The sequence below is a fragment of the Mycobacteriales bacterium genome, from assembly GCA_035995165.1.
Taxonomy (GTDB): Bacteria; Actinomycetota; Actinomycetes; order Mycobacteriales; family CADCTP01; genus CADCTP01.
In genome coordinates, this window is the sequence record DASYKU010000098.1 from 21,372 (window position 1) to 34,066 (window position 12,695).

Below are 12,695 nucleotides of genomic sequence, written 5' to 3' on the forward strand. Positions count from 1 at the left end.
TCCCCTTCTTCCCCACCCGCACCAGAGCGACGTCCGCGGCGGTCCGGGGCTGCGGGAATCGCGCCCGGGAGCCGGCCGGAGCCGGATGAGACCGTCGTACGGACGGGTCGACGACACTTTCGTGATCGTCGCCGTCGGCCCGGAGGCTCAGCTGGACCGGTGCGGGTCCGAGCGGGCGGTGCGGAACGCGGTACGGCGGCTGAGCGAGGTCGGCGAGTGAGGGGGTTGGTGGTGAAGGCGTCGGAGTTGACGACTCACGGTGCGGTCGTACGGGAGAACCTCGGCGATCCGGCCTTCCGTGCGGAGTGGGACCGGACCGCGCCGGCCCGGACCGTGGCCGAACGGATCGTCGCCCTCAGGGCTCGCGCCCGGGCGTGGAGTTCCACCTCGACATCACCGCCGACGGGATCGCGATCTGACCGCCCTGCCCCTTGAGGCATGATCCGGGGCCGGGCGCATCAGGGCCGGGGGTTGCCGCCTCTGACTGGGGAGGCGGGGAGTGGGGGCGGGATGAGGGCGTTCGGGAGTGCGGGTGGGGTGTCCGTGCGGGTGACCGCGGGGACGAACTCGGTGCTGCTCGGGTGGGACCAGGTCGATCCGGCCGGGTGTCTCGGGTTCGGGATCCACCGGACCGATCACACCGAGGACGAGGCGTACTGGCTGCGCGGGCTGAAGGTGTTCCCGAGCGTCGTGCCGCACCCGGGGCCCGGGATGGACTTCTCGCTGCGCACCCACCCGATCCAGGGCTACCAGTGGGGCGACTACACGGCCAAGCCCGAGCACGACTACACGTACCGGGTGGTCGCCTTCGGCGGGACGCCCGGCGCGCTGACCACGCTGGCCGACGTGAGCGTGGACGTCCGGACCGAGGCCGAGGACGACGGCGCGCACGGGGTCTGGTTCAACCGCGGGGTGGCCGGGTCGCAGGCGTTCGTGAAGCGGTTCGGGGCGTACACGCCGCCGGTCGGCGCGGCCGAGACCCACCCGGCCTTCGCCTGGCTGTCCCGCGGGCTCGGCGAGGCGTTCACCCGGTTCGTCGGGCGGGCGACCGGGCCGGAGTGGGGGCTGCGCGGCGCGTTCTACGAGTTCACCTGGGCGACCGGGCTCGACGCGCTGGCCGCGGCGAGGACGGCCGGCGCGGACGTCGCGCTGGTCGTGCACGGCCGGGACAAGGACGCGGCCGGCAAGGACGCGGACACCACCGCCGCGGACGCGCGCACCGCGGCGACCGCGGCCGGCCTCGACGACGTGATCACCTGGCGTACGGCGCCGAACAAGGGCGCGCTGCAGCACAACAAGTTCCTCGTGCTGACCCACCAGGGCGCGCCGGTCGCGGTCTGGACCGGCTCGACCAACCTGACCCAGGGCGCCGTCTTCGGCCACCTCAACGTCGGGCACCTGGTCAGCGACCCGGCGGTCGCGCAGCGCTTCCTGGACTACTGGACCCAGCTGACCGACCAGCAGCACACCACCGCGGTCATGCGGACCTGGGACGAGACCAACAACGCGACCGACACCGCCAACCCCGCGCCCGGCGGGATCACCACCGTGCTGTCGCCGCGCTCGACGCACAGCCCGCTGCTGGACTGGTACGCGTCGATCTTCGACACCGCGACCTCCAGCGCGCACATCACCGGCGCGTTCGGGCTGAACAAGGTCTTCCGGGCCAAGCTCGGGCTGGACCGGGACGTGGTCCGGACCGTGCTGCTGGACCAGAAGCCGGACCCGGGGCAGGAGATCCCGTCGACCGATCCGGACGTCCGGGTCTCCTGGGGCGACTACCTGCACAAGGTGACGTTCGAGCAGTGGGCCGCGGAGCACCTGACCGACTTCAACAGCTGGGTCAAGTTCATCCACACCAAGATCATCTTGGTCGACCCGATGACGGCCGCGCCGATCACGCTGACCGGGTCGGCCAACTACTCGGACAACTCGACGACCGACAACGAGGAGAACACGGTCATCGTCCGGTCGGACGGGACCGACGCCGGGGCGGCCGCGGCGCGACGGGTGGCGGACATCTACCTCACCGAGTACCAGCGGCTGTTCATGCACTTCGTCTTCCGCGACTGGGCGGCGAAGGACGGCGAGACCGGGACGTCCGGCGGGTTCCTCACCGAGAGCGACACCTGGACCAAGCGCTACTACGAACCGGGCAGCTGGCGAGCCCGCCAACGCACCACCTTCGCCGCGCCGGTCTGAGCCGCGGCCCGGGCGCCTCCGGCGGCGCCGGCCGAGTGGCGATCGTCGACGGCCGCGGGTCAGACGGGGTTGGAGTGTTCGGTGTGGTCGTCGGGCTCGCACTGGATGGTGGCGTGGGTGACGCCGTAGTCCTCGGCCAGCAGGCTGGTGACGCGGTCCAGTACGCCGTGGTAGTCCGCGCCCGGGTCGACCACGACGTGCCCGCTCGCGGTGTCCAACCCGGACGTGACCGTCCAGATGTGCAGGTCGTGCACGTCGGCGACCCCGTCGAGGCCGCGGATCCGGTCGCGGACGTCGTCCACGTCGACCCCGCGCGGCGCCGCCTCCATGAGGATCCGGACCGCCCGCCCCATCAGCTGCCAGGTCCGCGGCAGGATGAACAGCCCGATGCCGGCACCGACGATCGGGTCGACGTACGCCCAGCCTGTCGTCAGCAGCACCACGGCGGCCACGATCACGCCGATCGAGCCGAGCAGGTCGGCGAAGACCTCCAGATACGCGCCGCGGACGTTGAGGCTCTCCTTCGACCCGGCCATCAGCAGCCGGACGCTGACCAGGTTGACGACCAGGCCGAGCGTGGCCACGACCAGCAGCGGCGTGCCCGGGATCTCGGGCGGCCCGGTGAACCGCCGGTACGCCTCGAACAGCACGTACCCGGCCACGCCGAACAGCAGCAGCCCGTTGGCCAGCGCCGCCAGCACCTCCAGCCGGTACGCCCCCCAGGTCCGGTGCGACGGCGCCGGCCGGGACGCCAGCGTGATCGCGGCCAGCGCCATGCCCAGGCCGAGCACGTCCGTCCCCATGTGCGCGGCGTCGGACAGCAGCGCCAGCGATCCGGTCACGATGCCCGCGACCAGCTCGACGATCATGTACGCGAACGTCAGGCCGAAGGCAACGGCGAGCGGCCGGCGGTGTCGCCCGCCGGCGGATCCACGCGCGTGCGCATGCCCGTGCTCACCGCTCACACGTGCACGGTAGGTGATCCCGGCAGATCCCGGCAAAGCTGACGCCGGTATCGGTTTCCCTCTCCGACAAGGGAAATCAGCGCGGCCGGGACTCCGCCGACGGATCCGGGAAGTCGAACCCGCCGGGCCGCCCGTTGCGGTCCGCGAGCAGCCCCGCCAGCGTCGACAGCGCGATCTCCGGCGGCGTCCGGGAGCCGATGTTCAGCCCGATCGGGCGGTGCACCCGCGCGATGTCCGCAGCCGGGACGCCGAGCTCGGTCAGCATCTCCACGTGCGGGCCCCGGTGCCGGGCGTTGCCCATCACGCCGACCCAGCGGGGCGTCTCGGCCAGCACGTCGCGGAGCATCTCCCCCAGCTCGGGCCGGTGGTGGTCGGTGACGACGACGTCGGCGTCCGCGTGCAGCAGCGAGGCCTTCGCGCCGGTCACGACCTCGTCCGCGACCGTACGGTCCTGGTCGCCGACGCGGTCCGGCGACGGTTCCAGGAGCACGGTCCGGAAGCCGGTGTCACGCGCGAAGTGCAGCAGGCTGCGGGCGACCGGGCCGGCGAAGACCGCGACCAGGGTGCGGCCGTCGACCGGTGCCGGGGCGCTGCCGTGCGCGATCGCGTCGGCGTCGGTGCTGCCATGGGCGACCGCGCAGGCCGGGTCCTCGTCCTCCACGCCGCCCAGTCTGCCACCGAGCCCGCCCGCGGGCTCAGACCTCGTGCTCGGCGAGCTCCCGGAACTCGTCCGGCACCCCGCGCGAGCGGGCCCGGGCCGGCAGGTAGCCCACCGCGTCCCGCCCGAACCGGACCCGGACCGCGTCCATCGAGGTGTCCAGCGCCCACCGGGCCGACCCGATCGGCGAGCCGGGATGCCGCGGGTCGTCCGGTGGGATGTCCAGCTCCAGCTGGATCGAGTGCTGCACGGTCAGGTTCGACACCGAGATCGCCAGCAGGCTGATCTCGACCGCCTCCGCGGTCTGGTCCGAGATCGCCTGCCAGACCAGCTGCTCGGCCACCTCGGTCAGCGTGAGCGTGGCCGCGATCGGGCCGTCGAGGGTCAGCGAGCGGGTCACCGAGCGCATCCCGGCGAACCGGACCCGGACCGTCACCGTACGGCCGGCGCGGCTCTTGGCCCGCAGCCGCCCGGCGACCCGGTCGGCCAGGTGGCAGAGCACCTCCCGGACCAGCTCCCGGGTGGGCCGGCAGCGGCCGAGCGCGGACTGGGCGCCGACCGACTTGGCCCGCCCGGACGAGGCGATCCGGCGTGGGTCCTCGTTCACCGACAGCGCCGCCAGCTTGCTGCCGGCGGCCTCGCCCAGCAGCGACTCCAGCGCCCGCGACGGTGTCCGGGCCAGCTCGCCGATGGTGTAGATGCCGCGCTCGGCCAGCCGCCGCTGCGCGACCGGGCCGACGCCCCACATCAGCGTGACCGGCAGCGGGTCCAGGAACTCGCGCTCCCGGTCGGGCTCGACCACGACGAGGTTGTCCGGCTTGGCGACCTGGGAGGCGACCTTGGCCAGGTGCTTGGTCCGGGCCGCGCCGATCGAGATCGGCAGCCCGACCTCGTGCTTGACCCGGGCCCGCAGCCGGGCGCCGATCACGGCCGGCGACCCGAACAGGTGGGTCGAGCCGGAGACGTCCAGGAACGCCTCGTCGATCGAGATCCGCTCCACCACCGGCGTGACCCCGCGCAGGATGTCCATGACGTCGTCGGCCAGCCGCTGGTACTCGGTGAAGTGGCCGCGGACGAACAGCAGCCCCGGGCACAGCCCCTGGGCCTGCCGCCCGCCCATCCCGCCGTGCACCCCGAACGCCTTGGCCTCGTACGACGCGGCCAGCACCACGCCGCCGCGGGGCCCGCCGCCGACCGCGATCGGCCGCCCGCGCAGGGTCGGGTCGAGCAGTTGCTCGACCGACGCGTAGAACGCGTCCAGGTCCGCATGCAGGATGGTCGGCCCGCGCGGCATGCGCCGGACTGTATCGAACACACGTTCGAACGACCAGAGATGGCGTGCGTCAGACTTTCCGGCAGAGTCTTCGGGCTGAGCCGCGAGGTAGTTGCTCCTGACTAAGCCGGTAGCCAAGACCGCGAGGCCGTCCTAGAGTCCGGGCGTGTCGCTTCGACTGGAAGCGGTGACCTTCGACGTGGCCGACCCGGCCGCGGTCGCAGCCTTCTGGGCCGGGCTGCTCGACCGGGAGGTCGCCCCAGAGGCGCGCGGCGCTGTGGTACCGGGTGACAGGACGCAGGTCGGACTCCGCTTCGTCAGCTCCGACACCGAGCAGCTCGGCCCACGGCGGCTGCACCTGCACCTGACCAGCAGCAGCATCGAGCAGCAGCAGCGCACCGTCGAGACGGCGCTGCGCCTGGGTGGCCGTCAGATTGACGTGGGCCCTGAAGACCGCCACGTCGTACTGGCTGACCCGGGCGGCAACGAACTGTGCGTCATCGAGCCCGGCAACAAGTACCTGGCCGGCACCGGCTATCTCGGCGAGGTGACCTGTGACGGGACCCGGCCGGTCGGCCTGTTCTGGCGGGACGCGCTGGGCTGGCCGCTCGTGTGGGACCAGAACGAGCAGACGGCGGTCCAGTCGCCGCTCGGCGGCACCAAGATCTCCTGGGACGCCTGGGGCGGTCGCACGTACCAAAGGAACCGACAGCGCTTCGATCTGGTCACCGCTGATCCCACCGGCGAGGCCAACCGACTTGTCTCGCTCGGCGCGACCCGTCTTCGCGACCTGTCTGACGGCGTCGAGCTGGCCGACCCGGACAGCAACGAGTTCGGCCTTCGCGCAGGCTGAGGTCGAACTCCGGCTGCGGTTCGCCGCGCCCGATAGTGGATCCGCTTGCGACACAAGCCGACCCTGCCAATTGCTTGACGCAGGACAGGGAGAATCCTCGGAGGAAATCAGTACGCGGTGTCGGATCAGCGCAGAGGCGTTCGTGGGAGGGGTGAGCGCCGCCCACGAGGGGCGTCCCGAACCACAGGAGATGATCTTCAGATGCAGTACCTGGTTTCCGTGATACAGGACACGGCCGGCCTCGCCACCCCGGAGGAGATGGCCGCCATCGACGTGTACAACGACCGGCTCCAGGCCGAGCGCCACTGGGTCTTCGCCGGCGGCCTCGCGGCGCCCGGCTCGGCCACCGTCATCGACAACCGGGGTGGTGGCGAGGCGCTGGTCACCGACGGGCCCTTCGTGGAGTCGAAGGAGTACCTCATCGGTTTCTGGATCATCGAGGCCGCCGACCTCGACGTGGCGCTCACGCTCGCGACCGAGGGGTCGAAAGCCTGCAACCGGAAGGTCGAGGTGCGCCCGTTCCTGTGACCGGGGTCGACGTCCGAGAGGCGGTCACCCGGACCCACCGCGAGGAGTGGGCCCGGGTGGTCGCCGCCCTCGCCAGGCGCTTCGGTGACCTCGACATCGCCGAGGAGGCGGCGGCCGAGGCGTTCGCGACCGCCGTCGAGCGGTGGCCGGCCGACGGCGTACCCCCCAACCCCGGCGCCTGGCTGACCACCACCGCCAACCGCAAGGCGATCGACCGGATCCGGCGCGAGACCAGGCGCGGCGACAAGCACAAGGAGGCGCAGCGGATGTTCGACGACGACCCGCCCGAGCCCCTCGGCGCCATCGACGACGACCGGCTCCGGCTGATCTTCACCTGCTGTCACCCGGCGCTCGCGATGGAGACCCGGGTGGCGCTGACGCTGCGCCTGGTCGGCGGACTGACCCTGCCCGAGATCGCCCGGGCCTTCCTGGTGCAGGAGAGCGCCATGGGCCGGCGGATCACCCGCGCGAAGACCAAGATCAAGGAGGCGGGCATCCCCTACCGGGTGCCGTCCGCGGAGGATCTCCCGGCCCGCGTGTCCGGCGTACTCGCCGTCCTCTTCCTCGTCTTCAACGAGGGCTACCTGGCGACCGGCCCGGACACCGATCCCGTCCGGCACGACCTGACCGCCGAGGCGATCCGGCTCACCCGCCTGATCCGTGTGCTCATGCCGGCGGACGGTGAGGTGGCCGGGTTGCTGGCGTTGATGCTGCTCACCGAGGCCCGCCGCACGGCCCGGGTCTCGGCCGGCGGCGAGCTGGTCACCCTCGACGAGCAGGACCGTGCCGCCTGGGACACGGCGCTGGTCGCCGAAGGTCACCGGCTCGTACGCGAGCGCCTGGCCACCGGGGTGGCTCCGGGCCGCTACCAGATCCTGGCCGCGATCAACGCCGTGCACACCTCCGCGCCGGACATACGCGACACCGACTGGTCGCAGGTCGTCGCCCTCTACGACCAGCTCGTCCGCCTCGACCCCTCGCCGATCGTCGCCCTCAACCGGGCCATCGCGGTCGCCGAGCTGGACGGCCCGGAGGTGGCGCTGGCGGCCGTCGACCGTCTCGGGGACGGGTTGGCCGGCTATCACGCCTACCACGCGACCCGCGCCGAGCTGCTGCGGCGGCTGGCCCGCGGTGCGCAGGCGCGCGCGGCGTACGACAGAGCGATCGAGCTGGCGGGCAACACGGCCGAGACCGCCGCCCTGACCCGCCGCCGCGACCAGCTGGGGTAGCCGAAATCCGGGCGCGATCTCCGGGGCGGTGGTGTGTGATCGGGACGTGGCGATCGTCTACTCGACGGTGCGGGCGAGGATCCCGAGGGTGGCCTTGAGGGTGGAGTCGGCGATGACCGGGAAGCCGATGATCTCGCGGTACCGCGGCTCGATCCGGCTCCAGTCGTAGTACGACGTGACCGTCGTACCGGTGCCGCTCGGCGAGAGCTCGTAGCCGTAGAACTGGTTGATCGGCGGGTTGCGGGTCCCGGTCACGGTCCACTCGATCACCGCGTCCGGCTCGAACCGCGTGATGTGGATCTGCACGGTGTACTTCCCCATCGGCAGGTCGCCGAGCGCCTCCCGGTCCATGTGCACGGTGAAGGTGTCGCCGACCTTGGTCACCGGCGCGCCCTCGGCCGACTGCAGCATCCCGGAGGCGTCGATGCGGACATGCCCCTTCGGATCGCTCAGCACGGCGAAGATCTTCGCCGCCGGGGCCTCGATCAGCCGGGTCACCTCGTACCGCTCGTCCGTCATGAGCCGAGCCTACGATCGCGCTGGTCGATCCCCAGTTCCCCGTACGGGTAGTCGGCCGCGGCCAGGTCGCTGGCCCGGTCCAGGTCCGCGGTCTCCTGCGCGCTCAGGTGCAGGCCGGCGGCGCTGAGGTTGGTCCTCAGCTGCCCGGTCGTGCGGGCGCCGAGGATCGTCGCGGTCACCGCGGGCCGGTCGGTGACCCAGGCCAGCGCGACCTCGGCCATCGACACGCCGCGGGCCTCCGCCACGCCCTGGACCGCGTCGATGATCCGCCAGGTGCGGTCGGAGCCCCGCCGCTCCCAGGCCTCCATGCCGCGCTCCGGGTCGTCGCCGAGCCGGCTGTCCCCGGTCGGCCGCTGGTCCCGCCGGTACTTCCCGGACAGCCAGCCGCCGCCGAGCGGGCTCCAGGGCAGCAGTCCCAGCCCGGCGTCGAGCGCGGCCGGCACGATCTCCCACTCGACCTCGCGCACGATCAGGCTGTACTGCGGCTGCAGCGTCACCGGCCCGTGCAGGCCGAGCTGCCGGGCCAGCTGCACGGCCTTGGTCAGCTGCCAGCCGGTGTAGTTGGAGAACCCGTAGTAGCCGACCTTGCCGGCGCGGACGAAGCCGTCCAGCGTCCGCAGCGTCTCCTCCAGCGGCGTCACCGGGTCGTACGCGTGGACCTGGTAGAGGTCGACCCGGTCCAGGGCGAGCCGGCGCAGCGAGGCCTCCAGCGCCCGGGTCAGGTGCCGGGCGCTCGCGCCCTCCGCGTTGGGGTCGCCGGCCGGGCCGAAGCGGCCCTTGGTCGCCAGCACCACCCGGTCGGTCACGTCGGCCGGACGCGCGGCGAACCAGCGGCCGATGATCTCCTCCGAGACGCCGCCGGAGTAGACGTCGGCGGTGTCCACGAAGGTGCCGCCGGCGGCGGCGAAGACGTCGAGCTGCTCGTGCGAGCCGGCCTCGTCCGTCTCGGTGCCGAAGGTCATCGTGCCGAGGCAGAGGCTGGAGACGGCACAGCCGCTGTGGCCCAGGGTCCGGTAGTCCATGAGGGCGTTCTACACGCTCGACGCCCGATCCACACCTTGCGGGCATCGTCCACAGTGGACCGCGGCGGGCGCGGCGCCGTCGATCCTCCGGCAAACCGCTGGCCAGGAGGCCTAGGTTGGGGAGGATGGAGATCGTACGGGTGGTGCCGAACCGGGACTGGCACGCGCTGGAGGACGACGTCGTCGTCGGCCGGGCGTACCTGCGCCGGCGACCGGACGACCGCGCGTTCGTCGGCGCGGACGCCTGGCAGGAGGACGTGACCGCGGCGCTGCTCGACGCGGTGATCGCGGACGTGCCGGGCGAGCTCCACAGCAGTACCGACGAGAACGACGCCGGCCAGCTCACGCTGCTGGAGCGGGCCGGGTTCGGGGTGCACCGCCGGGAGGACGAGTTCGTCCTGCCGGTCGCGGCCGCGGCGGCCGCCACCGCCGGGCCGGTCCCGGACGGGATCCGGATCGTGCCGGCGGACGAGAAGGAGTCCGACCGGCTGGCCCGGCTCGACGACCGGCTGCGCCAGGACGTACCGGGGACGGACGGGTGGCTGAACGAGTCGGCCGAGTTCCGGGAGTACACGTTCGGGCCGCACTTCGACCCGGAGATCTACCTGGTCGCGATGGCCGGCGACGAGTACGCCGGGCTGGTCCGGATGTGGCGCGCGGCGCGGGTGCCGCGGCTGGGGCTGATCGCGGTGCTGCGCTGGCACCGGCGGCGTGGGATCGCCCGGGCGCTGCTCGGGCAGGCCTTCGGGGTGCTGGCCGAGCGCGGGGTCGAGCAGGTCACCACGGAGGCGGACGTCACCAACGCCGCGTCCCAGACCCTGCTCGCCGGGCTCGGCGCCGTCCGCACCGGCGGCAGCATCGAACTCCGCCGCCCCGGCTGACCGCCGGCCCACCCGCCCGGCCGGCCGCCGGGGCCGCCGATCCGGCCGGTCGGGTAGACAGGTCGCATGCTGAAGTCGCCTCGGCCGCCGTCGTTCGCGGAGCGGAACTGGTGGCTCACCGTCGCCTTCGGGGTGGTGCTGCTGGCCATCGGGGCCGGCTGGGCCGTCCGGGGCAGCGCCGTCTACGCCGTGCTGTTCGCCCTCGTCGGCGCGGCCGAGATCGTCCTCGGCCTGAAGAACAAGCGCTAGTCCACCAGGTCCAGGGTCGCGCCGAGGATCGAGTCGGTGTCGAGCCCGTGGTAGCGGTAGACGCTGGGCAGGTCGCCGCTCTGCCCGAACGCGGTCACCCCGAGGTGGGTCGCCGGCGCGGCCCAGATCCCGGCCAGGAACGACAGCGTGTGCGGGTGCCCGTCCAGCACGGTGACCAGCGGCGTCGCCCGGCCGGCCGGGAACACGCTGTCCAGCACCCAGCTCGACGCCTCGTCCAGCCCGCGCCGGGCCTGGGTCGCCCGGAACAGCAGGTCCGGGCTGGTCACGCAGACCACGTCCGCGGCCAGACCGAGGCCGGCCAGCCGGTCGGCCGCGGCCAGCACCTCCGGCACCACCGCGCCCATCGCCACCAGCGTGACCGCCGGCTCCGGCACCCGCCGCAACGGGTACGCCCCGGCCACGACCTGCTTGCGCCGCCGCTCCCGGGCCGCCGGGTCGGCCGGCACCGCGGCCAGCGTCTGGTCCACCGGCCGGGTCGAGAGCCGCAGGTACGCCGAGGAGCCGGCCGGCTTCCCGAGCTGCGCCAGCGCGGCCAGCAGGCACCACTCGGTGTCCAGCGCGAACGCCGGCTCCCAGCTCGTGCAGCCGGGTTGCTCCAGGCCGATCGAGGGGGTCTTGATCGACTGGTGGGCGCCGCCCTCGGGCGCGAGCGTGACCCCGGACGGCGTGCCGACCAGGATCGACTGCCCGCCGGCGTAGATCCCGAACGACCAGGGCTCCAGCGCCCGCTCCACGAACGGGTCGTAGAGCACGCCGATCGGCAGCAGCGGCTGCCCCCACCGGCTCCAGGTCGCGCCGAGCTCGCCGATGAGGCCGACCAGGCTGGTCTCGGCGATGCCGAGCTCGACGTGCTGGCCGCCGGCGTTCTCCCGCCAGTGCAGGATCGTCTCCGGGTCGTCGGCGAACCAGTCCCGCCGGTCGCCGTGCGACCAGACGCCGACCTTGTTGACCCAGCCGCCGAGGTTGGTCGAGGAGCTGACGTCCGGGCTGACCGTGACGACCCGCTCCCCCACGGCCGGCGCGGCCCGGTTGAGGTCGAGCAGGGTCCGGCCCAGCGCGGCCTGGGTGGTCGCGGTCCCGTGCGGGGTCCGGCCCAGGTCCGCCGGCACCGCCGGTGCGTCCACAGTGGACACCGCCGGGCGGCGCAGCCGGTCCGCGGCCGCGGCCAGCAGCTGCGCCGGCGGGCTGCCGTCACCGAACGCCGCCCAGGGGTCGGCCGGGTCGAGCCCGAGCCGCAGGGCGAGGGACTTCAGCTGGTCCTCGGTGAGCAGGGCGGAGTGGTTCTGCGGGTGCCCCTCGATGGACAGCCCGTACCCCTTCAGCGTGTACGCCAGCATGACGGTCGGACGGCTGTCGTCGATCTTCCCGTACGCCTCCCGCAGCGCGCCGAGGTCGTGCCCGCCGAGGTTGCGGACGGCCGCGGCCAGCTGGTCGTCGGGCACGTCGGCGATGAGGCCGCCGATCTCGTCCGCGTGCTCACCGTCGCCGGGCAGCACGGTCCGCAGCGCGGCCGGGTCGCGGCGCAGCGTCCGCTGGTACTCCGCGTTCGACATCTCGTCGATGCGCTGCCGCAGCGCGACGCCGCCGGGCCGGCCGAACAGCTCCTCCAGCAGCCGGCCGTACTTGACCGTGAGCACCTGCCAGCCCGCCGCCGCGAACAGGCCCTGCAGCCGGGTGCCGCCCATCGTCGGCACGACCCGGTCCAGCGACTGCCGGTTGAGGTCGACGACCCAGACGACCTCGCCCAGCTCGGCCACCATCGGGTCCAGTACGGCCTCCCAGACCGCGCCCTCGTCCAGCTCGGCGTCGCCGACCAGCGACCACTGCCGACCGGTCCCGCCCGCGCCGAAGTGGCCGCCGACGTACCGGCGGGCGAGCGCGCCCCAGATCGGCGCGGTCGCCCCGATCCCGACCGAGCCCGTCGAGTAGTCGGCCGGGACCGGGTCCTTGAGCCGGCTCGGGTAGCTCTGCAGCCCGCCGAACTCCCGCAGCGTGGTCAGGTACGCCGGGTCGAGGTCGCCGAGCAGGTACTCCAGCGCGTGCAGGACGGGCGAGGCGTGCGGCTTGACCGAGACCCGGTCCTCGGCCCGCAGCTGCTCCAGCCAGAGCGAGGTCATGATCGTCACCATCGAGGCGCTGGAGGCCTGGTGGCCGCCGACCTTCAGGCCGCCCGGGGTCTCCCGGACCCGGTTGGCGTGGTCGACGATCGCGGTCGCCAGCCAGAGCACCCGCTCCTCGACCGCCTGCAGCGCGGCGTCGGTGCCGGTGGCGGGATGCGCGTGCGCGAGGGTCATG

General features: G+C 73.2%; 12 protein-coding genes. 6 read left to right on the forward strand and 6 right to left on the reverse strand.

Annotated features, from left to right (window positions below):
• The first annotated feature begins 549 nt into the window (after positions 1 to 549).
• Positions 550 to 2,202 (forward strand): phospholipase D-like domain-containing protein, encoded by a 1,653-nt coding sequence (locus VGP36_17085; protein HEV7656431.1) that lies wholly within the window; start codon positions 550 to 552, stop codon positions 2,200 to 2,202.
• Positions 2,203 to 2,261: 59 nt separating this feature from the next.
• Here VGP36_17085 and VGP36_17090 read toward each other — a convergent pair whose 3' ends face one another.
• From VGP36_17090 to dinB, 3 genes are all read right to left on the reverse strand, one after another.
• Positions 2,262 to 3,167 carry a cation diffusion facilitator family transporter gene (locus VGP36_17090; GenBank protein HEV7656432.1) on the reverse strand — a complete coding sequence of 302 codons (906 nt, stop codon included), beginning with the start codon at positions 3,165 to 3,167 and terminating at the stop codon, positions 2,262 to 2,264.
• A 76-nt stretch (positions 3,168 to 3,243) separates the two neighbouring features.
• Positions 3,244 to 3,828: an XdhC family protein gene (locus VGP36_17095; GenBank protein ID HEV7656433.1), complete on the reverse strand. Its 585-nt coding sequence runs from the start codon at positions 3,826 to 3,828 to the stop codon at positions 3,244 to 3,246.
• 34 nt (positions 3,829 to 3,862) lie between these two features.
• Positions 3,863 to 5,119, reverse strand: coding sequence for a DNA polymerase IV (dinB, locus tag VGP36_17100; GenBank protein HEV7656434.1), 1,257 nt, complete (start codon positions 5,117 to 5,119; stop codon positions 3,863 to 3,865).
• Between the two features lie 145 nt (positions 5,120 to 5,264).
• Between dinB and VGP36_17105 the strand changes: the two genes are divergently transcribed.
• The 3 genes from VGP36_17105 to VGP36_17115 all read left to right on the forward strand — a co-directional run bounded on the left by VGP36_17105 (position 5,265) and on the right by VGP36_17115 (position 7,708).
• Positions 5,265 to 5,951, forward strand: coding sequence for a VOC family protein (locus tag VGP36_17105; GenBank protein ID HEV7656435.1), 687 nt, complete (start codon positions 5,265 to 5,267; stop codon positions 5,949 to 5,951).
• Between the two features lie 201 nt (positions 5,952 to 6,152).
• Positions 6,153 to 6,479 carry a YciI family protein gene (locus VGP36_17110; GenBank protein ID HEV7656436.1) on the forward strand — a complete coding sequence of 109 codons (327 nt, stop codon included), beginning with the start codon at positions 6,153 to 6,155 and terminating at the stop codon, positions 6,477 to 6,479.
• On the forward strand, positions 6,476 to 7,708 hold the full coding sequence (locus VGP36_17115) for a DUF6596 domain-containing protein (GenBank protein HEV7656437.1): 1,233 nt from the start codon (positions 6,476 to 6,478) through the stop codon (positions 7,706 to 7,708). The genes VGP36_17110 and VGP36_17115 overlap by 4 nt, the downstream gene beginning before the upstream one ends.
• A gap of 57 nt (positions 7,709 to 7,765) precedes the next feature.
• On the opposite strand, the gene VGP36_17120 is transcribed toward VGP36_17115, so the two are convergent.
• Both VGP36_17120 and VGP36_17125 read right to left on the reverse strand, forming a co-directional pair.
• Positions 7,766 to 8,227, reverse strand: a complete 462-nt coding sequence (locus tag VGP36_17120; GenBank protein HEV7656438.1) for an SRPBCC family protein — start codon at positions 8,225 to 8,227, stop codon at positions 7,766 to 7,768.
• A complete protein-coding gene (locus tag VGP36_17125) occupies positions 8,224 to 9,249 on the reverse strand; it encodes an aldo/keto reductase (protein HEV7656439.1) in 1,026 nt (341 codons plus the stop codon). Before VGP36_17125 ends, VGP36_17120 begins: the two co-directional genes overlap by 4 nt.
• A gap of 125 nt (positions 9,250 to 9,374) precedes the next feature.
• On the opposite strand from VGP36_17125, the gene VGP36_17130 reads away from it, so the two are divergent.
• Both VGP36_17130 and VGP36_17135 read left to right on the forward strand, forming a co-directional pair.
• Positions 9,375 to 10,130 (forward strand): GNAT family N-acetyltransferase, encoded by a 756-nt coding sequence (locus VGP36_17130; protein ID HEV7656440.1) that lies wholly within the window; start codon positions 9,375 to 9,377, stop codon positions 10,128 to 10,130.
• 66 nt (positions 10,131 to 10,196) lie between these two features.
• Positions 10,197 to 10,379, forward strand: coding sequence for a hypothetical protein (locus tag VGP36_17135; protein HEV7656441.1), 183 nt, complete (start codon positions 10,197 to 10,199; stop codon positions 10,377 to 10,379).
• Here VGP36_17135 and VGP36_17140 read toward each other — a convergent pair.
• A complete protein-coding gene (locus tag VGP36_17140; protein ID HEV7656442.1) occupies positions 10,376 to 12,694 on the reverse strand; it encodes a pyruvate dehydrogenase in 2,319 nt (772 codons plus the stop codon). The two genes, VGP36_17135 and VGP36_17140, sit on opposite strands and share 4 nt — an antisense overlap.
• Between the last annotated feature and the right edge of the window lies 1 nt (position 12,695).

Coding starts and splice junctions, on each gene's coding strand:
- VGP36_17120 (HEV7656438.1), bottom strand. CDS start 8,227: ATGACGGACGAGCGGTACGAGGTGACCCGGCTGATCGAGGCCCCGGCG.
- VGP36_17125 (HEV7656439.1), bottom strand. CDS start 9,249: ATGGACTACCGGACCCTGGGCCACAGCGGCTGTGCCGTCTCCAGCCTC.
- VGP36_17135 (HEV7656441.1), top strand. CDS start 10,197: ATGCTGAAGTCGCCTCGGCCGCCGTCGTTCGCGGAGCGGAACTGGTGG.
- VGP36_17110 (HEV7656436.1), top strand. CDS start 6,153: ATGCAGTACCTGGTTTCCGTGATACAGGACACGGCCGGCCTCGCCACC.
- VGP36_17140 (HEV7656442.1), bottom strand. CDS start 12,694: ATGACCCTCGCGCACGCGCATCCCGCCACCGGCACCGACGCCGCGCTG.
- dinB (HEV7656434.1), bottom strand. CDS start 5,119: ATGCCGCGCGGGCCGACCATCCTGCATGCGGACCTGGACGCGTTCTAC.
- VGP36_17130 (HEV7656440.1), top strand. CDS start 9,375: ATGGAGATCGTACGGGTGGTGCCGAACCGGGACTGGCACGCGCTGGAG.